Source organism: Streptomyces sp. enrichment culture, assembly GCF_964272855.1.
Classification (GTDB): Bacteria; Actinomycetota; Actinomycetes; order Streptomycetales; family Streptomycetaceae; genus Streptomyces.
The window spans coordinates 5,152,025-5,172,822 of record NZ_OZ186847.1 but is presented as its reverse complement, the minus strand read 5'-3'; the positions used below and the strand labels follow the sequence as shown (position 1 = coordinate 5,172,822).

12 protein-coding genes are annotated in these 20,798 nt (G+C 73.7%); 8 read left to right on the top strand and 4 right to left on the bottom strand.

All coding sequences use genetic code 11. The annotated features are described in order from the left end of the window. Positions 1 to 118: 118 nt before the first annotated feature. A complete protein-coding gene (locus tag ACSU6L_RS22715; protein ID WP_073938212.1) occupies positions 119 to 310 on the top strand; it encodes a hypothetical protein in 192 nt (63 codons plus the stop codon). Between the two features lie 75 nt (positions 311 to 385). On the opposite strand, the gene ACSU6L_RS22710 is transcribed toward ACSU6L_RS22715, so the two are convergent. From ACSU6L_RS22710 to ACSU6L_RS22695, 4 genes are all read right to left on the bottom strand, one after another. Beyond that, positions 386 to 1,060 (bottom strand): LPXTG cell wall anchor domain-containing protein, encoded by a 675-nt coding sequence (locus tag ACSU6L_RS22710; protein WP_437059509.1) that lies wholly within the window; start codon positions 1,058 to 1,060, stop codon positions 386 to 388. A 284-nt stretch (positions 1,061 to 1,344) separates the two neighbouring features. Continuing rightward, entirely contained in the window at positions 1,345 to 2,451 is a 1,107-nt protein-coding gene (prfB, locus tag ACSU6L_RS22705; protein WP_437059507.1) for a peptide chain release factor 2, read from the bottom strand. 72 nt (positions 2,452 to 2,523) lie between these two features. Then, positions 2,524 to 3,768, bottom strand: a complete 1,245-nt coding sequence (locus ACSU6L_RS22700; RefSeq protein ID WP_437059505.1) for a serine/threonine-protein kinase — start codon at positions 3,766 to 3,768, stop codon at positions 2,524 to 2,526. A gap of 153 nt (positions 3,769 to 3,921) precedes the next feature. After that, complete coding sequence (locus ACSU6L_RS22695) at positions 3,922 to 5,655, bottom strand: serine/threonine-protein kinase (RefSeq protein ID WP_437059503.1); 1,734 nt, start codon at positions 5,653 to 5,655, stop codon at positions 3,922 to 3,924. 367 nt (positions 5,656 to 6,022) lie between these two features. Here ACSU6L_RS22695 and ACSU6L_RS22690 point away from each other — a divergent pair, with 367 nt between their 5' ends. From ACSU6L_RS22690 to ACSU6L_RS22660, 7 genes are all read left to right on the top strand, one after another. Continuing rightward, positions 6,023 to 10,036 carry an FHA domain-containing protein gene (locus ACSU6L_RS22690; protein WP_437059501.1) on the top strand — a complete coding sequence of 1,338 codons (4,014 nt, stop codon included), beginning with the start codon at positions 6,023 to 6,025 and terminating at the stop codon, positions 10,034 to 10,036. Between the two features lie 141 nt (positions 10,037 to 10,177). Beyond that, complete coding sequence (locus ACSU6L_RS22685; protein ID WP_437065013.1) at positions 10,178 to 11,566, top strand: ABC transporter substrate-binding protein; 1,389 nt, start codon at positions 10,178 to 10,180, stop codon at positions 11,564 to 11,566. A gap of 73 nt (positions 11,567 to 11,639) precedes the next feature. Beyond that, the gene (locus tag ACSU6L_RS22680) at positions 11,640 to 12,923 is read left to right on the top strand and encodes a carbohydrate ABC transporter permease (protein WP_437059499.1); all 1,284 of its coding nucleotides are present in this window, start codon (positions 11,640 to 11,642) and stop codon (positions 12,921 to 12,923) included. After that, the gene (locus ACSU6L_RS22675; RefSeq protein ID WP_437059497.1) at positions 12,920 to 13,777 is read left to right on the top strand and encodes a carbohydrate ABC transporter permease; all 858 of its coding nucleotides are present in this window, start codon (positions 12,920 to 12,922) and stop codon (positions 13,775 to 13,777) included. Before ACSU6L_RS22680 ends, ACSU6L_RS22675 begins: the two co-directional genes overlap by 4 nt. 164 nt (positions 13,778 to 13,941) lie before the next feature. After that, positions 13,942 to 16,212 (top strand): bifunctional glycosyltransferase/CDP-glycerol:glycerophosphate glycerophosphotransferase, encoded by a 2,271-nt coding sequence (locus ACSU6L_RS22670; RefSeq protein WP_437059495.1) that lies wholly within the window; start codon positions 13,942 to 13,944, stop codon positions 16,210 to 16,212. Positions 16,213 to 16,372: 160 nt separating this feature from the next. Further along, the gene (locus ACSU6L_RS22665; protein ID WP_437059493.1) at positions 16,373 to 18,571 is read left to right on the top strand and encodes a CDP-glycerol glycerophosphotransferase family protein; all 2,199 of its coding nucleotides are present in this window, start codon (positions 16,373 to 16,375) and stop codon (positions 18,569 to 18,571) included. Position 18,572: 1 nt separating this feature from the next. Next, positions 18,573 to 20,798, top strand: coding sequence for a bifunctional glycosyltransferase/CDP-glycerol:glycerophosphate glycerophosphotransferase (locus ACSU6L_RS22660; RefSeq protein ID WP_437059491.1), 2,226 nt, complete (start codon positions 18,573 to 18,575; stop codon positions 20,796 to 20,798).

The window sequence follows — 20,798 nt, the reverse complement described above, 5'->3', positions numbered from 1 at the left end:
CGCAGTCCCCTTCGAAGGGCCCCGCGCACCCTTCCGGAGAACCTGGCACAGTGGAGGGGGAACGTTCTCACCCCGGAGAGCGTTGTTCAGGCAGAACCGGCGCTAGGAGGGCGAGCACATGACGTACGACCGGCTGGTGTGCGCGAACTGTGCCGCGCCCGTGAGCGAGGGCCGCTGCCCCGTGTGCCGGGCGAACCGCGAGCGGCTGCAGCAGGAGAACCCCCTCGCGGGCCTGAACCCGATGACGCTGATCGCCCTGCTGGCGGTGCTGGTCGCCGCGGTGGCACTGCTGGCGCACCAGACCGCGTGACCCCTGCCTGACACGGACACGGAAAGGGCCCGGAGCATAACGCTCCGGGCCCTTTCAGCTACCGTCGGCCACCTCTCAGGCGGCCGCACCGCCACGGCCGCCCATGAGGCGCGGCAGCACGCGGAAGCCGATGCCGCCGGCGATCATCGTCGCGGCGCCGACCAGCAGGAACGTGGTCTCCGCGGCACCGGTCTCGGCCAGCTCGTCGCCACCGCCCTGGGCCGAGGTGTCGGCCGGGGCGTCGGCGCCGGTGTCGGTCAGGGCCGAGGAGCCCTCACTCTGGGCGGAGTCGTTGGAGCCGCCGTCGGGGTTGGTGTTGTTGCCGCCACCGTTCCCGTTGCCGCTTCCGTTGCCGTTCCCGTTGCCGTTGCCGTTCCCGTTGCCGTTCCCGTTGCCATTCCCGTTGCCCGGCTCCTCCGGCTCCTCGGGCTCGGTCGGGTCCTCGGTCGGGTCGGTCGGGATCTCCGGGTCGGTGCCCGGGTCGGTGGGCGTACCCGGGTCGGTCGGGATGCCCGGGTCGGTGGGCGTGCCCGGGTCGGTCGGGATGCCCGGGTCGGTCGGGTTCGGGTCCGTCGGGATCTCCGGGTCGGTCGGCTCGGGGTCCGGGCTCGGCGTCTCGCAGCCGATCCCCAGGAACCCGCAGTCGTCCGGGGCGGCGGAAGCGGCGCCCGCGGCGGTCAGCGAGGCACCGGCGGCGATCACCGCACCGGCCGCTATACGCGCGAGACGGATCCGCGTCTTCTTGGTCATATGGTTGCTACCCCCAGTAGCTGATCGTCAATGAGGCGGCGCTCGGGGGCCGTGATCGACGGAGGGTGGTAGCCATTTACTCAATCCCCCCGGTTCACATGCGCCCCAGAAGTACGCATGCCGCGCTTCAGCCTTCCGATTTTTCAAAGCAACGTCAAGGCCGTTGCGTACGCAATGTCCTTATGTAGCGCGCTTTGTCGGCTCTGGAGACTGTGAGTGTGATGTAAAACCCGGACAAACGACAACCGCCCCTGATTCAGGGGCGGTTGGCTTTGTCGACAAACTTACTTCTCTTGCTGCTTGCGCCAGCGAATACCGGCTTCCAGGAAACCGTCGATCTCACCGTTGAAGACGGCCTCGGGGTTGCCGACCTCGTGCTCGGTCCGCAGGTCCTTGACCATCTGGTACGGGTGGAGGACGTACGAACGCATCTGGTTGCCCCAGGAGTTGCCGCCGTCGCCCTTGAGGGCGTCCATCTTGGCCTGCTCCTCCTGGCGGCGCCGCTCCAGCAGCTTGGCCTGGAGGACGTTCATGGCGGTGGCCTTGTTCTGGATCTGCGACCGCTCGTTCTGGCAGGAGACGACGATGCCGGTCGGGATGTGCGTGATGCGCACCGCGGAGTCGGTGGTGTTCACACCCTGGCCGCCGGGCCCGGAGGACCGGTAGACGTCGATGCGCAGGTCGGACTCGTCGATGTCGACGTGGTCGGACTGCTCGACGACGGGGAGCACCTCGACACCGGCGAAGGAGGTCTGGCGCCGGCCCTGGTTGTCGAAGGGCGAGATGCGCACCAGGCGGTGGGTGCCCTGCTCGACGGAGAGGGTGCCGTAGGCGTAAGGCGCCTGCACGGAGAAGGTGGTCGACTTGATGCCGGCCTCTTCCGCGTAGGACGTCTCGATGAGCTCCGTCTTGTAGCCGCGCTGCTCGGCCCAGCGCAGGTACATGCGCTGGAGCTTCTCCGCGAAGTCCGCGGCGTCGACACCGCCGGCCTCGGCGCGGATGTTGACGAGCGCCTCACGGGAGTCGTACTCGCCGGAGAGGAGGGTGCGCACCTCCATCTCGTCCAGCGCCTTCCTGACGGCGGCGAGCTCGGACTCGGCCTCGGCACGCGTGTCCGGGTCGTCCTCCTCCTCGGCCATCTCGAAGAGCACGGCGAGATCGTCGATCCGCGAGCGCAGGGCCTCGGCCTTCCTCACCTCCGCCTGGAGGTGGGACAGCTTGCTGGTGATCTTCTGCGCCTCGTCCGGGTTGTCCCACAGGGACGGCGCGGCCGCCTGCTCCTCGAGCACGGCGATGTCTGCCCTCAGCTTGTCGAGGTCCAGAACGGCCTCGATCGACTCCATGGTCGAGGAGAGGGACTTGAGCTCTTCGGATACATCGACGACTGCCACGCATCCAGCGTAACGGCTCTGTCGAGCGCTCGGCGCCGGGCGGCGCGGCCCCGCCCGGCAGGCCAGGGGACGTCAGGGCGTCTCCGGTGCCGAGTTCCTCGTGTCCTGCGGTGCCGACCCCTCGTCGTCCCCCGACGCGGCCAGCCATGCGCCGGTGCCGACCGCCGCGGCCAGGACCACCGCGGCGGCACCGAGGGTGATGCGGCGGCGCCGGGTGGCGGCGCGGTTGCGGGCCGAGCCGGGACGGGGGGCGCCGGAGGCGCGGGGCGCGCGGGCCGTTCCGTGGGCGCCGCCGGCCAGCTCGTCGGGGGCGGGGACGCGCATCGAGGTGTGGGTGTCCCGGTTGGAGTCCGGCTTGGCGCCGGGGACCAGCGAGACCGCGCCCCGGCGTTCCCGGGCCGGGGGCGCCGGCTCGCCCTGCTGGGGCCGCGGGGCGTCGTCGGCGGGTTCGGCGGCGTCGGCGTCCGGCTCGTCCACGTCCAGCGGCGGCATCCCGGCCAGCGTCGGCAGCTGCTCCCGCAGCCGGGCGGCCAGCTCGGAGGCGCGGAGCCGGGAGGCGGGAGCCTTGGCGAGGCACTGCACGATCAGCTGCCACAGCTCGTCGGGGATGCCGGGGAGCGGGACGACGGTCTCGGTGACGTGGCGGCGCAGCACGGCGCCCGGGTGTCCGCCGCCGAAGGGCGTGAAGCCGGCCAGCAGCTCGTAGAGGACCGTGGCGAGGGCGTAGATGTCGACGGACGCCCGCGGGGGGAGGCCTTCGACGATCTCGGGCGCCAGGTAGTCCGGGGTGCCGATGACCTTGGTCGCGCGGGTCCGCTGCGGGGTGTCGATCAGCTTGGCGACGCCGAAGTCGGTGAGCAGGGCGCGGTGCGAGCCGCCGGGTCCGAGCGGGCCCTGCATGTCCAGCAGGACGTTCTCGGGCTTGACGTCCCGGTGCACGACCCCGGCGGCGTGGGCCGCGGCGAGTCCGTCGGCGACGTCGGCGACGATCGCGACGGCCGCCTCGGGGGCCAGCCGCCGCTCTCGTTCCAGCCGGGTGCGCAGGTCGGTGCCGCGGACCAGGTCCATGACGAGCGCGAGGTCGTTGCCGTCGACGACCAGGTCGCGGACGGAGACCACGTTCGGGTGCTCGAGCCCGAGCAGGGCGGTGCGCTCCTGGACGAAGCGTCCGACGAGTTCCTGGTCGGACGCCAGATCCTCGCGCAGCAGCTTGATGGCGACGGGGCCCTCAGGCCCCTCGCCCAGCCACACCGTGCCGGCGCTGCCCCGTCCCAGGATCTGGTTCGCGGTGTACCGGCTGCCGATCTTCCGTGCCAAGACTGCTCCTACAGACGCGTGTTGTCGCTAAAACTACGCGTCCGGCGAGCCGACGTTCACCGGGGAGGCCGAAATCACCCCCCGGGTGTCGACAAAGCGACAGACTCGCCGCCCGACGGACTCGCCGCCCGAGGGACTCACCGCCGTGGAGCGCTACTGCGTCGAGCCGCCCCCGCCGGCGGATCCGCCGCCGTCCGATCCGCCGCCGAGGTCGCTGATCCATCCGGTCACCGTGCCCACCCAGTCCGTGAGCTGGTCCCAGTAGCCCTTGCCGGTGCCGATCCACTCCTGGAGCGGGCTCAGCTCCCAGACCAGCCAGCCGGCCACGAACAGGATGACGATCGTGAACAGGCAGCCCTTGAGGCAGCCCAGACCGGGGATGCGCATCGGGTTGGCGCTGCGCTGCCGCGGCTGTCTCGGCTCCCGCGTGGGCTGCTGCGGCTGCGGCGGGGCGGGCGGCGCGTACCGCTGGGGCTGCTGCTGCGGTGCGTACTGCTGCGGCTGGTGCTGCTGCGGGTAGCCGTATCCGGGCGGCGGGCCCTGCTGGCGCCGGGGCTGCGGGCGCTGCTGGGGCTGGGGCCGCTGAGGCTGCTGGGGCTGCTGCTGCGGGCGGGCCACCTGCCGCTGGGGGCGGCGGCGCAGCGGGTCCTGGCTGGGGTCGAGGTACTGGACCTGCGTCTGCTCGTTGCGGTCCCGCGCGGCGCGCAGCTGGTTCTGCCAGGGGTGCTCGCCCTGCTGACCGGGGTCCTGGCCGTGCTGTCCGGGCTGGTTCGGGGGCACCGGCGGCAGCACGGCCGTCGGGTCGGCGGCCCCGGTGTTCGGGAGTACGGCGGTGGGGTCGGCGGCGCCGGCCGGGCCGCCGGTGTGCGGGAGGACGCTGGTCGCGCCGTTCGGGTCGTACGCGCCCGGCGCGGAGCCGTGCGGCAGCACCTGCGTCGGGTCGGCCGCGTCCGGGGAGCCGGGGACGGCGGCGGGCGCCGGGTCCGGGGCGAGCAGGGCGCCCACGTTCTCGGCGGCGGCGATCTGCGCGGAGTTCGCGTGCACGCCGACGCCCTCGGCGACGACCCGCAGGCCGCGCGCGAGGTTCTCGGCGCTCGGCCTTTCGTCCGGGTTCTTGCGCAGACAGCGCTCTATGACCGTCCACAGCGGTTCGGGGACGGTGGAGGGGCGGCGCGGCTCGGCGCTCAGGTGCTGGTGCAGCACCTCCAGGGCGGAGCTGCCGGCGAACGGCGGGCGGCCGGTGACCAGCTCGTACAGCAGGATGCCGGCGCCGTAGATGTCGACGGCGGAGGTCTGCGGGCGGCCCTCGGCGGACTCCGGCGCGACGTACGCGGGCGTGCCGACGAACTCGTGGGTGCGGGTCAGGCCGGGCGAGTCGGCGAGGCGGGCGATGCCGAAGTCGGTCAGCAGCGGGTGCATCTGGCCGCCGTCCTGCTTGAGCAGGACGTTCGCCGGCTTCAGGTCGCGGTGGACTACGCCGTCGGCGTGACTGGCGGCCAGCGCGTCGGCGATCTGCGCGGTGAGCAGGGCCGCGGCGACCGGGGTGAAGGGGCCGTTCTCGCGCAGGTAGCGGTGCAGGTCCGGACCGTCGACGAGGTCCATGACCAGGGCGAGGAGATCGCCCTCCACGACCAGGTCGCGCACCCGGACGATGTTCGGGTGGGTCAGCCGGAGCAGCACGGAGCGCTCCCGGAGGAAGCGCATCACGACGTCGGCGTCGTTCGCCAGCTCCTCCTTGAGGACCTTGATGGCGACGGTCTCGCCGGGCTGTCCGGGTACGGCCGCCTCGGCACCCGCGGTCTCCCGCTGGCGGGCTCGCCAGACGGTGCCCGTGGCGCCGCGTCCGAGCGGCTCCTCGAGCAGGTACTTGCTGCCGACTGGCCGCACGTCACGCGCTCCCTGTTGCTTGCCTTGCCTGCTTGTCGTTCCGAACCACTGTAGTGCCGGGTGTGCGGGACCGGGCTGTCCTCTTTCTGTGGGTGCTACGTACACACCCCCGCCCGCGTTCGAAGGGAAGACGCTCACCCCGGTCCCAAGGTTGCCGAAAGCGGGCGTGACCGATCTCAACCGGTCGGCGGCAACGCTTTGGGCAGGCACTTTTGCGGGCAGAGCCGACCAATCAAGATCACTTCTGCCGGAGCGGCGGGCGCGTTGCCGGTGACAGGTGCGAGGATGCGTGCAGTACTGGCCGACGTGCTCGTGCGCTCTTGGGGGCCGCCCCTCCGCGCCCACGCAGAAGGGACCGCTGACGGCGATGCAGATCCGGCTGACCGTCGTAGACCCGCTGGGTCCGCCCTCGGCCGAGGCGCGTGGCCGCGCCGCGAGCCGCGACCTGCTGGTCACCGCGCCCGCCGGCACGGCCCTCTCCGCGGTCGCCTCGGCACTGGCCTCCGCGGTCACCGGCGACGGCGCCGCCCAGCCCGGCCCGGTCGTGCTGTACGCCGGCGCGGAACGCCTCGACGACCGCCGCTGCACGCTCGGCGAGCCCCCGCTGGTGGACGGCGCGGTGCTGTCCCTCGGCGCCCCCGCCGACCCCGAGCCGCACCCCGAGGTCGGTGACGCCCCGGCCCGCCTCGACGTGGTCGCCGGCCCCGACGCGGGCGGGGTGCATCTGCTGCACGGCGGCCGGATCGACATCGGCCGCTCCGCCGACGCCGACGTCCCGCTCGACGACCCGGACGTCTCCCGGCTGCACTGCGCGGTGACCCTCGACGCCGACGGCCGCGTCACCGTCGCCGACCTCGGCTCCACCAACGGCACCACGCTGGACGGCTCCCGCGTCGGCTCCCACCCGGTCCGGCTCGCGCCGGGCGCGCTGCTGCGGCTCGGTGAATCGGCCCTGCGCCTCGCCCCCGCCGGGGGCCTGGGCGCACGGCGGGCCACGGCACCGGACGGAGAGGGCTTCGTCCGGGTGTCCCCGGCCCCCGCCGACGGCCCCCAGGCCCCGGACAGCCACGCCCGCGCGGAGGGCACCGCCGACGGGCGGCGGCCGGGCTGGGACACCGCGCACGCCGTGCGCCCCCCGGTCGTGCCGGGGCAGGCCGGGGCGCCGCGGATCGAGGACCGAAGCACGCGGACCGAGGACCGAAGCACGGGGATCGAGGACCGAGGCACGGGGATCGAGGACCGAGGCACCGGAGGACGCTCGCCCGGCGCCCGGCTGGTGTCGCCCGCGCAGCCGCCGTCCGACGGCGGCACGCACGGCGGGCGCCAGGTCATGATCGGCGGCCTCCACGGCACACCCGCCGACGCGACCGTCCCGGAACCGGCACGGCCGGGCACCGCCGGCACACCGGCCGCCCCGCGCCGACGCGGCGGCCTCGGCGCGTGGGCCCGTCGGCTGGCCGGCGGGCGGGGCGAGCAGCCGACGCCCGGACCGCAGACGTACTACGGCGAGACGGCCGCCGCGGCCGCGCCCGCGCTGTCGCCAGGACCCCGGCTGCCGGAGACCTGGCCGGACCCGGCGGCCCTGCTGCTCACCGCGCTCGGCCCCGGCCCCCGGCTGTGGGAGCGCGGGCCGGGGCACCCGGAAGCACTGACCGTGCGGCTCGGCACGGCCGACCGCGCGGCACCCGACGGCTCCGGGCTGCTGCCCGCCGTGCCGGTGACCGCCGATCTGCGCGAGGTGGGTGCGCTGGGCCTGGCCGGGCCGCGCCCCCGGCTGTCCGGGCTGGCCCGGGCGATGCTGGCGCAGCTCGCCGCGCTGCACTCCCCCGCCACTCTCGAGATCGTGCTGATCAGCACCGACCGCTCCCGCTCGATCGCCGAGCGCACCACCGAGTGGTCCTGGCTGGGCTGGCTCCCGCAGGTGCGCCCCGGCCACGGCCAGGACTGCCGCCTCCTCCTCGCCTACGACCGCGAACAGGCCGCCGCCCGCGCCGACGAACTGCTCCGCCGCCTGGACGACCACCTCACGGACCGCACGAGCGGCCCCCGAACGACGGCGCAGACAGCACCGGCCGCGCAGCCGAGCGAACCCACGACCGCGACCACGACGACCGCCGCCACGGCTCCGGCCGAGGCGGCCGGGCGGGATACGGCGGGCGGCGCGACGGCCCACGGCCAGGCGGGCGGCGCGGGTTCCGGCTCGGGGGCGCATGCCCGCCCGGGTGGCGCGGGTTACAGCGCGGCGGCGCAGGGCCGACCTGGCGACTCGGGCTCCGCCCCGGCGGCTCAGGGACGGCCCGGCGACTCAGGTTCCGGTCCGGCGGCTCAGGGACGGCCCAGCGATTCAGGTTCCGGTCCGGCAGCACAGGGTCGACCGGGCTACACCGGCGCCGGCGCGGCGGCGCAGGGCCGACCGGGCGGCACGGCGTCCGACCCGGCAGCACAGGGCCGGCCGAGCGCCCCCGGCACAGGCTCCGGCGCCGACTTCCGGTCCCCGGCGCCCGCCCACGGGACCGCGCCCCAGCCCACGACGGGCCCCACCGGCATCACGACCGGCACCGGCGGGCCCGGCGCGGGTTACGGCGCCCAGCCCACACCCGCCGCCAGCGGCTCGCACCCGGGTTCCGGTACCGCCGCGGGCAACGCCACCGAGCCTGCCGCAGCACACGGCAACACCCCAGCCTCGCCCGCACCCGGCACCGGCACCCCTGCCTCCCCCGCCCCCGGCGCCGACCGCCGGCCCCCAGCGGTGCCCGGCAGCACCCCGCCCCACCGCCCCTCCTGGGCCCTGCAGGACGACCCCGAGCCTGGTTTTACCGGCCCGTACACGGTGGTCGTCGTCGACGGTGACCCCGGTGGTGCCGGGCTGCGGGACGCGATCGCGCGGCTGGCCGGGGAGGGGGCGCGGGCCGGGATCCACGTGGTGTGCCTCGCCGAGACGGACCCGGCCTCCCCCGCCTCGCCGGTGACGGACACGTACGAGGCGGCCTGCGCGGTGGCGCCGACGTTCCGGGAGTGCGGGGCGGTGGCGCTGCTCAGCGGCGATGTGGCGACGGCACTGCGGTTGCTGCGGGTGGCCCCCGCGGAGCGGACGGCCGCGCGCGGGCCCGTGGGCCACGGCACGATAGCCACCGTCGACGCGGTGTCCCCCGCGTGGGCGGAGCGCTTCGCGCGGGCGCTCGCCCCGCTCCGGCCGGACGGCTCCGGCGTCGGCGCCGAGCGGCAGGCGCGGGTGTCCGCGCCGCTGCCGCAGTCGGCCCGGCTGCTGGACGAGCTGGGGCTGGCCCGGGCCACCCCCGCGTCGCTGATGGCCCGCTGGGCGGACGCGGCCGACGACACCCGCTCGCTGGGCGGCCGGGCGTGGGCGGTGCTCGGCGCGGGACCGCGCGGGCCGGTCGTCGCGGACCTCGTGGCCGACGGCCCGCATCTGCTGGTGGAGGGCCCGGCGGGCAGCGGGCGTACGGAGCTGCTGCGCGCGGTCGTCGCCTCGCTGGCGTCCGCCGAGCGTCCGGACCGGCTCGGCATCGTGCTGATGGACGGCCGGGACAGCGTGGGCGCGGGCGCCGGACACGGCGACGGACTGCGGGTCTGCACGGACGTTCCCCACGTGACCACCCACCTGACCGCCAACGACCCGGTGCGGATGCGGGAGTTCGCGCAGTCGCTGAGTGCCGAGCTGAAGCGGCGGGCGGAGCTGCTGGGCCGTTCGGACTTCGCGGAATGGCACACGGGGCGGGAGCTGAGCGACCGGATGGTCACGCAGCGCTCCGCGCCGGGGCAGGGCGCCGCGGGCGATCTGGAGGCTCCGCCGAGTTCGACGCTGCGGCTGCGGCCGGGCGGGGCGCGCCGCCCGGCGGAGGCGGCGCCGCCGCTGCCGCGGCTGGTGGTGGTCGTGGACGATCTGGACGCGCTGTTCCAGCCCGCCCTGGGCTCGCCCGGCCGGCCCGCGGCCGGGTCGGTCGTGCGGGCGCTGGAGGCGGTGGCGCGGGAGGGCGAGCGGCTGGGGGTTCATCTGGTCGCGGCGGCCTGGCCGGGCGGTCGTACGGCCGAGTCGGAGGCGGCGCGGCGGGCCCGGCTGCGGATCGTGCTGGACGCCCCGGCGGCCGGCCCGGACGAGCCGGCGCCCGGGCGGGGCGGTCTGACGGGGCCGAACGGGCGGGTCACGCCGTTCCAGGGCGGGCGGGTCACGGGACGTATCCCGCGCACCGCGACGCTGCGGCCGACGGTCGTGCCGCTGGAGTGGCACCGCATGGGTGATCCGCCGGCCCGGCGTCCGGTGCGGGAGCTGGGCAACGGGCCGACGGATCTCGCCCTGCTGGCGAGCGCGTTGGAGCGGGCGGCGCGGGAGGTGTCGGCGTCCCGGGTGCCGTCGCTGCTGTAGTGGCGGGCCGCGCGAGTCACAGCGCGGTCACGATCACCCCCTTGACACGGTTCGCGCCCTTGCCGACCCTCGTCACCCGGCGTAGACCAGTGCTCACGGAGCAGCGCTGGACGTTCGACGAGGACGAAGAACGGGGCCGTGATGCACAGCAGGAGCAGCACCAGCCGGACGACGACAAGCAGGGCCGCGAGGGCCGCCGCGGCTCTCCTCGCGGGGGCGTTGACGCTCTCGCTCACCGCCTGCGGAGGCGACGACGACAAGGACAGCGAGACCGAGGGCGGCGGTGGCGGTACCGAGACCACCGCCACCGTGCGACTCCCCGAGCTGGACGGCGAGTCCCTGGAGGTGGCCGCCGTCTGGACCGGCCCGGAGCAGGCCAACTTCAAGAAGGTGCTCGCGGAGTTCGAGAAGCGGACGGGCGCGAAGGTCACGTTCGTGCCCGCGCAGGATCCGATCATCAACTTCCTCGGCTCGAAGATCGCCGGTGGCCAGCCGCCGGACGTCGCGATGCTGCCGCAGCCCGGCGCCATCAAGCAGGCCGTCGACAAGGGCTGGGCGAAGCCGCTGGGCGCTCAGGCGCAGGCGGAGCTGGCCAAGAACTTCTCGCAGGGCTGGCAGGACATCGGCAAGGTCGGCGGCAAGCAGTACGGCGTCTACTACAAGGCCGCCAACAAGTCGCTGATCTGGTACAACACGCAGGTCTTCGAGAACGCGGGCGCCGAGGAGCCCAAGACCTGGGAGGACCTGCTCACCACCGCGCAGACGGTCTACGACTCGGGGGTCACGCCCTTCTCGGTCGGCGGCGCGGACGGCTGGACCCTCACCGACTGGTTCGAGAACGTCTATCTCTCCCAGGCGGGCCCGGAGAAGTACGACCAGCTGGCCAAGCACGAGATCAAGTGGACGGACCCCTCCGTGAAGGAGGCGCTGACCACGCTCGCGCAGATCTGGGGCAAGCAGGACTACCTCGCGGGCGGCGCGAGCGGCGCGCTGCAGACCGAGTTCCCGGCGTCCGTCACCCAGACCTTCACGGGCGGCGACCAGCCGAAGGCGGGCATGGTCTACGAGGGCGACTTCGTGCAGGTCAACATCGCCGAGACGGACGCGAAGGTGGGCACGGACGCGAAGGTGTTCGCGTTCCCGGCGGTCGGTGACACCGCGCCGGTGGTCTCGGGCGGTGACGCGGCGGTGATCCTGGAGGACTCGAAGGCGGCGCAGGCCCTGGCGACGTTCCTGGCGTCCCCGGACGCGGCGGCGATCCAGGCGAAGCTCGGCGGCTATCTCTCGCCGAACAAGAACGTGGACCCGAAGGCGTATCCGAACGCGGTGCAGCAGGAGATGGCGAAGTCGCTGATCGCGGCCGGTGACGACTTCCGCTTCGACATGTCCGACCAGGCCCCGCAGGCGTTCGGCGGCACGCCCGGCAAGGGCGAGTGGAAGGCGTTGCAGGACTTCCTGAAGAACCCGAAGGACATCGCGGGCACCCAGCGCAAGCTGGAGGCCGACGCGGCCGCGGCCTACGGGGACTGAGCCGGCGATGAAGTCGTCGGCACCCTCGGCGGGGGTCCCCGGGGCCCCCGCCGGGCCATCCAGGCGCAAGAGCGTGACCGGCACCCGCACCACCATGGCGGCGCTGTTCCTGCTGCCCGCGCTGGTGCTGCTCGGCGCGCTCGTGGTCTACCCGATCGGGTACTCGGTCGTCCGCAGTCTCTACGACCAGTCCGGCGACGGCTTGGCCGGATTCGACAACTACCAGGCCCTGTTCACCGACGACGGCATCCGCACCGCGCTGAAGAACAACATCGTCTGGGTGGTGTTCGCGCCGACGGTCGCGACCGCGCTCGGGCTGATCTTCGCGGTGCTGACCGAACGGGTGCGCTGGGGCACCGCGTTCAAGCTGGTCGTCTTCATGCCGATGGCGATCTCGATGCTCGCCGCGGGCATCATCTTCCGGCTGGTGTACGACCAGGACCCGGACAAGGGTGTCGCGAACGCGGTCTGGGTGGGTGTGCACGACACGTTCGCCCAGTCGTCGGCGTTCCCGAAGGCGCATCCGGGCCGTCAGTCGCCGCTGGAGGCGGCCGGCGGGGGCGCGTTCGTCACGAAGGAGCCGGTCCGTCCGGGCGATCCGGTGACACTGCCGCTGGTGGGGGTGGCGCCGGACCTGATGCCGGACGACGCCGAGCCCGCCGGGCAGCCGCCCTCCGACCCGGAGAAGATCACCGGCACCACCTGGCAGGACTTCACCCGGGGCAAGGGCGTGGGCACGCTCGGCGAGCCCGATCCGGCCGAGCTGGGTTATGCCGGGATGAAGATCGAGGCGGTGAAGGACGGCGATGTGGTCGCCTCCACGACGGCCGCCGGCGACGGCACCTTCACGCTGCCCGCCTCCGCCGAGGGGGCGCTGCTGCGGCTGCCCGCGGACAACTTCCAGGAGCCGTACAACGGGCTGGACTGGCTGGGCCCGTCGCTGGTCACGCCGGCCATCATCGGGTCGTACATCTGGATGTGGGCGGGTTTCGCGATGGTGCTGATCGCGGCCGGTCTGGCCGGGGTGCCGCGGGAGCTGCTGGAGGCGGCGCGGGTGGACGGCGCGAACGAGTGGCAGGTGTTCCGCAGGGTCACCGTGCCGCTGCTGGCGCCGGTCCTCGCGGTCGTCACGGTCACCTTGATGATCAACGTCCTGAAGGTGTTCGACCTGGTGTTCATCATCGCGCCGGGCTCCTCGCAGGACGACGCGAACGTGCTCGCCCTGGAGCTGTACCGCAAGGGCTTCGCCGAGGACCAGCCGGGCGTGGCCAGCGCCATCGCGGTGTTCCTGCTGCTGCTGGTGATCCCGGTGATGTGGTTCAACGTCCGGCGGCTCAGGCGGGAGGTGCGGCGATGAACCGGCGGTCTCTCGGGGCGCGGCTGGTCGAGAGGCTGAGCGGCGGCGCGGTGCGGGTCTTCCTGGTCGTCGTGGGCCTGTTCTGGCTGGTGCCGACCATAGGTCTGCTGCTGTCGTCGCTGCGCAGCACGGAGGACATGAACGAGAGCGGCTGGTGGACGGTGTTCACCGAGCCCGCACAGCTCACCGTGGACAGCTACGAGAAGCTGCTGGAGAACGGCGACATCACCGACTCCCTGGTCAACACGGTGCTGATCACGGTCCCGGCGACGGTGCTGGTGGTGGTGATCGGCGCGCTGGCCGGCTACGCGTTCGCGTGGATGGAGTTCCCGGGCCGGGACTGGTGGTTCCTGGCGGTGGTCGGGCTGCTGGTGGTGCCGGTGCAGGTGGCGCTGATCCCGATCGCCGAACTGTTCGGCAACATCGGTCTGTTCGGTTCCATCCTGGGTGTGATCCTGTTCCACGTCGGGTTCGGGCTGCCGTTCGCGGTGTTCCTGCTGCGGAACTTCTTCGCGGAGATCCCCCGCGAGCTGCTGGAGGCGGCCCGCCTGGACGGGGCCGGTGAACTGCGGCTGTTCGCACGGGTCGTGATGCCGCTGGGCGGGCCCGCGATCGCCAGCCTCGGCATCTTCCAGTTCCTGTGGGTGTGGAACGACATGCTGGTGGCGCTGGTGTTCACGGACGCCGGCAGCCAGCCGATCACGGTGGCGCTGCAGACGCAGGTACGGCAGTTCGGCAACAACATCGACGTGCTGGCGCCGGGCGCGTTCATCTCGATGGTGGTTCCGCTGGCGGTGTTCTTCGCCTTCCAGCGGCAGTTCGTGTCGGGGGTGATGGCGGGCGCGGTGAAGTAGCGCGTCTAGCAAGTCAGTTCGTCGGGGCGGGCCGGGACACACCGGTCCGCCCCTCGGCGTTCACCCTGATTCCCCCACATGCCGTACGGACCGTAACCCATCCGCCTCATCGGCCGTTCCCGGGCAGAACGCCCGAGCAGACCCGCCGACCCTTGGATGTCCCCTTGCCCAGGTTCAGTGTCATCGTCCCCGTGTACCAGGTTCAGGCGTACCTGCACGAGTGCCTGGAATCGGTGCTCACGCAGTCGTATCCCGATCTCGAACTGATCGCGGTGGACGACTGCTCGCCGGACGCCTGTGGCGAGATCATCGACGAGTTCGCGGCCCGCGACCCGCGCGTGAAGGCCGTCCACCTGCCGGGCAACACCGGCCTGGGCCCCGCCCGCAACGCGGGGATGGCGCAGGCGACCGGCGACTACCTGGTCTTCCTCGACTCCGACGACACCCTCACCCCGGACGCCCTGCTCGCCGTCGCCGACCGGCTGAAGGAGACCGGCGAACCGGACGTCCTGGTCTACGACTACGCCCGCACGTACTGGACCGGCGAGACGGTCCGCAACAAGCTCGCCGGGCAGCTCGCCGAGGAGGGCCCGGCGCCGTTCCGGCTGGAGGACCGGCCGGGTGTGCTGCGGCTGCTGATGGTGGCGTGGAACAAGGCGTACCGGCGGGAGTTCGTCGAGCGGGAGGGCTTCGCGTTCCCGCCCGGCTACTACGAGGACACGCCCTGGACGTATCCGGTGATGCTGAGCGCGGAGACGATCGCCACCCTGGACCGGGTCTGTGTGCACTACCGGCAGCGCCGGCAGGGCAACATCCTGTCCACCACCAGCGACAGGCACTTCGACGTCTTCGAGCAGTACGACCGGGTGTTCGCGTATCTCGACGCGCGTCCCGGACTCGCCCGCTGGCGCCCGCTGTTGTTCCGCCGCATGGTCGACCACCTGACGACCGTGTACCGCAAGCCCGACCGGCTGCCGCCGCGCAGCCGCGCCGCGTTCCTGCGCCGCGCCCGCGCCCACTACCGCCGCTACCGGGTCCCGGGCGCTCCGGTCCCGGCCCGCACCCGCCTGCGGCACGCGCTGGTGCGCGTCGGCGCACACCGCGTCTTCCGCGCCCTGCACCTCGCCCTGGCCGCCCGCCGCCGTGCCGCGGGGGCCGCCCGGGGCCTGGCCCGGGCCGTCCGCGCCGCCGGGCTCCGGCTGCACTACCGGATCCAGCTGCGGCTGCCCGTGCGCGCCGACCGGGCCGTGTTCGCCGCCTCCTGGGGCCGTGGCCACGGCTGCAACCCGGGCGCGCTGGAGGCCGCGTTCCGCGCGCACGCCCCGCACATCCGCACGGCGTGGATCGCCCGGCCCGAGCACCACGACACGGTCCCGGCCGGCACCCGGCGCCTGACCCCGGGAACGGCCGCGTACTGGACGGCGCTGGCCCGTTCCAAGTACCTGGTCAACAACGTCAACTTCGACCACCGGCTGGTCAAGCGCCCCGGCCAGGTCTTCGTGCAGACCCAGCACGGCACCCCGCTCAAGCACATGGGCCTGGACCTGCGGGAGCACCCGGCGGCGGCCGGGGACATGGACTTCGGGCGGCTCCTGGACGGCGTCGACAAGTGGGACTACGTGCTGTCCGCGAACCGCCACACCACCCTGACCTGGGAGCGCGTCTACCCGGGCCGCTACACCACGCTCGAGTACGGCTACCCGCGCAACGACGTCTTCCAGCGGACGACCTCGGCGGAGGTGGCCCGGCTGCGCGAGTCGCTGGGCATCCCCGAGGGCAGCGTGGCGATCCTGTACGCGCCGACGCACCGCGACTACCGCCGCACCCAGCGCACCACCCTCGGCCTGGAGCGCGTGGTGCGCCGCCTGGGCCCGCGCTTCGTCGTCCTGGCCCGCGCGCACGCCTGGCACGGCGGTCCGCTCGCCACGACGAACGGCCGGGTCGTCGACGTCACCGGCCACCCGAGCGTGGAGGCGCTCTGCCTGGCCTCGGACGCGCTGGTCACGGACTACTCGTCGATCATGTTCGACTACGCCAACCTGGACCGGCCGATCGTCGTCCACACCGACGACTGGGAGGCGTACGAGGCGGCCCGCGGCACCTACTTCGACGTGCGGTCCTTCCCGCCGGGCGCGGTCGCCCGCAGCGAGGACGAGCTGATCGACATCTTCGCCACCGGCCACTGGCGCGGCTCCCGCTCCACCCAGTTGCGCACCGCGTTCCGGGAGCGTTTCTGCGCGTACGACGACGGCCGCGCCGCCGAGCGGGTCGTGCGGCACGTGGTGCTCGGGGAGCCGCCGGAGGCGATCCCGCCGGTCGTCCCGCTCGCCGAGCGCCACCCGGTGCCGTCGGTCGCGGCGGCGTCGCCGCGCAGCCCGCTGGCCACCGTGCCGCAACCTTCCGGTCCCCTCACCGTCACCGACGGCCGCCGGTGACCGTTTCACCTTCCGGGAGTCCGTATGCCCCGCAGTTCGTCGCGGCCGACTCCGTCGCGGCCGTCCACATGGCGGCCGTCGGGGCGGCCCGGCCGTACCTCGCACGGTCCGAGGCGCGCACCTCCCGCCCGATCCGGACCAGAACGACAGAAAGAGCAGAATGCCCCGCTTCAGCATCATCGTCCCGTCCCATGGGGTCGCGGGCCGGCTGGCCCAGGCGCTTGACTCGGTCCTCACACAGTCCTTCGGCGACTTCGAGCTGATCCCGGTGTGCGACGGGCCCGACTCCGCCGCGGCCGGCGTCGCCGCCGCACACGCCGAGCGGGACTCGCGGGTGGCCCCCGTCCACTCGCCGCCGTCGGCAGGTCTCGCCGGGGCGCGCGACACCGGGACGCGGGCGGCGACCGGTGCGTATCTGCTGTTCCTCGACGGCGACGACCTCCTGCTGCCGGGCGCGCTGACCGCGCTGGACGCGCGGCTGGGCGAGACCGGCGACGTCGACGTGCTGCTCTTCGGGTACGAGAAGACGCCCTGGTGGGAGGGCGAGCCGACGCAGCCCGCGAAGCCGCTGCTGGACCGGACCCCGGCGGGTGCCTTCCACCCCGACCGGGCCCCGCAGCTGACCGGCGTCCTGCTGCCCGCGTGGGCGGCGGCCTACCGGCGGACCTTCCTCGCCGAGCACGGCATCGCCTTCCCCGCGGGCCACTTCACGGACCTCGCCTTCGGCGCGGAGGTCATGGCGCGGGCCGAGCGGGTCGCCGTACGGCCCGATCCGGTCGTACGGCATCACGTGCGGCGGCAGGGCAACCGGCTCTCCCTGCCCGGTGAGCACCACGCGGAGCTGCTGGACCAGGCCGAGCGCGCCCTGGCGCTGGCGCCGGAGCTGTCCGCTCAGCGGGCGCACGCGCTGTTCGACCAGCTCTTCGCGACCGTCCTGAAGACGGCGGGCCATCCGCGCCGGGTGCCCGCCCACGGCCGGCGGGCCTTCTTCCGCCGGGCGGGCAGGCTGTACCGCCGGCACCGTCCGGCCGGTCACCGCACCCCGGGCGGCAGCCTGGGCGTGCAGCACCGGCTGCTGGCGACCGGCACGTACACGGCGTTCCGGGTGCTGCGCGGCGCCAACCAGACGGCGGCGAAGGCGCTGGAGCGGCTGCCGCGCCCGCGCGGGCTGCGCACCCGGATCATGTACTGGCGCCGGCTGCGCCGCCCGCTCGACCCCAACCTTGCGGTGTACTGCGCGTACTGGGGCCGCGGCTACGCGTGCAGCCCGGCGGCGATCCACGCCAAGGCCCGTGAACTCGCCCCGCACATCCGGTCGGTGTTCCTGGTGGAACCCGACCAGGCGCACACCGTGCCGAAGGGCGTCGACCACGCGGTGATCGGCAGCCGCCGCTACTGGGACGTGCTGGCCCGCGCCAAGTACCTGGTGAACAACGCCAACTTCGCCGAGGGCGTGGTGAAGCGGCCCGGCAGCGTGCACGTCCAGACCCAGCACGGCACGCCGCTGAAGAAGATGGGCGTCGACCAGTCGACGTACCCGGTGGTGGCCGCGCAGTCCGGCAGCTTCGCCAAGCTGCTGGGCCGGGTCGACCGCTGGGACTACAACCTGTCCTCCAACCGCCACTCCACCCAGATGTGGGAGCGCGCCTTCCCGGGGTCGTACGAGCAGCTGGAGTACGGCTATCCGCGCAACGACGTGTACTACACGGCGACCGCCGCCGACGTGGCCCGGATCCGCGCGGAGCTGGGCGTGCCCGAGGGCAGGACGGCCGTGCTGTACGCGCCCACACACCGCGACTGGCACACCGGCTTCGAGACCGGTCTGGACCTGGAGGCGTTCTGCGAGGCGGCCGGGGAGGACGTCGTCGTACTGCTGCGCGCCCACTACTTCTACGACCGGGGGCACTCGCAGGCCTCGGGCCGGATCATCGACGTCACCTCGCACCGCTCCTCCGAGGACGTCTGCCTGGCCGCCGACGCGCTGGTCACCGACTACTCGTCGATCATGTTCGACTACGCCAACCTGGACCGGCCGATCGTCGTGTACGCCGACGACTGGGACGTCTACCGGGAGACCCGGGGCGTCTACTTCGACCTGATGGCGGCGCCGCCCGGCCCGGTCGCGCACAGCCCGCAGGAGCTGGCGCGGGTGTTCCGGGACGGGTCCTGGGCGGGCGAGGAGTCCCGGGCGCTGCGGGCCGCCTTCCGCGAGCGGTTCTGCGAGTTCGACGACGGACGGGCCGCCGAGCGGGTCGTCCGCCGGGTGTTCCTCGGTGAACCGCCGGAGGCGATCCCGCCGGTGATCCCCCTCGCCGAGCGCATCCCCGCACCCGCCGCGACGACCCTCGTAAGGAACTGACGTGCCCCGCTTCAGCCTCATCATCCCCTGCTTCAAGGTGCAGGGTTACCTGCGCGAATGCCTCGACTCGGTCCTGGAGCAGTCGTACGGCGACATCGAGGTGATCGCCGTCGACGACTGCTCGCCGGACGGCTGCGGGGCGATCCTCGACGAGTACGCGGCCCGCGACACGCGCGTGACGGCGCTGCACCTGCCGGAGAACGTGGGCCTCGGCCGGGCCCGCAACGCCGGGATGCCGCACGCCACCGGCGACTACCTGTTCTTCCTCGACAGCGACGACACCCTCACGCCGGGCGCGCTGCGCGCGATGGCCGACCGGCTGGCGGAGACCGGCGACCCGGACGTGCTGGTCTTCGACTACGTGCGCACCTACTGGTGGGGCGGCACCCGGCGCAACGTGCTGGCGCACGTGCTGGGCGAGGCGGCGGACGCGGGCACGTTCAGCGCCGCCGAGCGACCGGAGATCCTCGACCTGCTGATGGTCGTGTGGAACAAGGTCTACCGCCGGGACTTCGTCGAGCGGCACGGCTTCGCGTTCCCGCCCGGCTACTACGAGGACACGCCGTGGACGTTCCCGGTCATGCTCAGCGCCGGGCGGATGGCCGCGCTGGACCGGGTCTGCCTGGAGTACCGGCAGCGCCGCCAGGGCAACATCCTGTCCACCACCAGCCGCAAGCACTTCGACATCCACGACCAGTACGAGCGGGTCTTCGCGTTCGTCGACGCCCACCCGGAGCTGCACGGCTGGCGGGGCTATCTGCACGCCAAGATGGGCGAGCACTGCCTGGACATCCTCGCCAAGCCGGACCGGCTGCCGCCCGCCGACAAGCGCGAGTTCTTCCGCCGTACGGCCGAGATGTTCCGCGCGCACAAGCCGGAGGGCACCACGGTCGCCGAGGAGCACCGGGTGCTGGAGGGCGGCTACGCCGCCTACGTGGCGCGGCGGCAGGCGGGGCGGGCCGGGCGGGCGCTGGAGCGGCGGGCGCTGCGGGTGCGGACGGCGGCGGCCGTGCGGGCACGCCGGGCCCGCACCACCCCGCTGGTGAGGCGTTCCCCGGACCCGGACCTCGCCGTCTACTCGGCGTTCTCGCACCGGGGCGTGCTCGGCGATCCGGGGGCGATCCACCGCGCGGCCCGCGAGATCGCCCCGCACCTGCGGGGCGTGTGGGTGGTCAAGGACGAGGAGGCGGCCGCGCTGCTGCCGCCGGACGTGGAGCACGTGCTGCTCGGCTCGGCCGCCTACGAGCGGGTCACCGCGCGGGCCAAGTACTTCGTCAACAACGTCAACTGGCCCGGCGCGCTCGTCAAACGCCCCGGCACCGTCCACATCCACACCCACCAGGGCACCCCGCTGAAGTACATGGCGGCCGACCTGCTGGCCAAGCCCGGCGCCCGGCACGGCCTGGACGTGCCGCAGATGCTGCGCCGCGCCGACCGCTGGGACTACAGCCTGGTCGCCAACCGGCACTCGGAGCTGGTGTGGGAGCGGGCGTTCCCCTGCCACTTCACGTCGGCGCGCACCGGCAGCCCGCGCAACGACGTGCTGGTGAACGCCGGCCCGCGGGCGGGCGCGCGGGTGCGGGAGCGGCTGGGCGTCCCGGCGGGGGACACGGTCGTGCTGTACGCGCCGACCCGCCGCGAGTACCGGCGGGGCGGACACGTCGACCGGATCGACCTGGCCCGGTTCGCGGAGGACCTGGGCGAGGGCCACACCCTCGTGGTCCGGCTGCACCCGTCCCTCGCGACCGGCCACGCGCGCGGGATGGGCCTGTCGGATCTGCACCGGCGGGGCGTGCTGATCGACGCCACCGACGAACCGCACGTCGAGGACCTGATGCTCGCCTCGGACGTCCTGGTCACCGACTACTCGGCCCTGATGTTCGACTACGCCAACCTGGACCGGCCGATCGTGGTCCACGCCGACGACTGGCCGGCGTACGCGGCGAGCCGGGGCGCCTACTTCGACATCACCGCCGATCCGCCGGGCCACGTCTCGCGCTCCTACCGGGAACTGACCTGGCTGTTCGCCTCGGGGACCTGGCGGGACGCGGAGGCGAAGCGGCTGCGGGCCGGGTTCCGGGAGCGGTTCTGCGAGTACGACGACGGGCACGCCGCCGAGCGGGTCGTACGGACGCTGATGCTGGGCGAGGAGGCGTGGACGCCGCGGCGGGTCACGCTGCCGTCGCCGGCCTCCGCCTCCGGCCGTGACGTGCTCACCGCTTCGTGA

Excerpts from the sequence above, each read along its gene's own strand:
- ACSU6L_RS22715 (WP_073938212.1), top strand. The coding sequence starts at position 119 with ATGACGTACGACCGGCTGGTGTGCGCGAACTGTGCCGCGCCCGTGAGC.
- ACSU6L_RS22710 (WP_437059509.1), bottom strand. The coding sequence starts at position 1,060 with ATGACCAAGAAGACGCGGATCCGTCTCGCGCGTATAGCGGCCGGTGCG.
- ACSU6L_RS22690 (WP_437059501.1), top strand. The coding sequence starts at position 6,023 with ATGCAGATCCGGCTGACCGTCGTAGACCCGCTGGGTCCGCCCTCGGCC.
- ACSU6L_RS22685 (WP_437065013.1), top strand. The coding sequence starts at position 10,178 with ATGCACAGCAGGAGCAGCACCAGCCGGACGACGACAAGCAGGGCCGCG.
- ACSU6L_RS22675 (WP_437059497.1), top strand. The coding sequence starts at position 12,920 with ATGAACCGGCGGTCTCTCGGGGCGCGGCTGGTCGAGAGGCTGAGCGGC.
- ACSU6L_RS22665 (WP_437059493.1), top strand. The coding sequence starts at position 16,373 with ATGCCCCGCTTCAGCATCATCGTCCCGTCCCATGGGGTCGCGGGCCGG.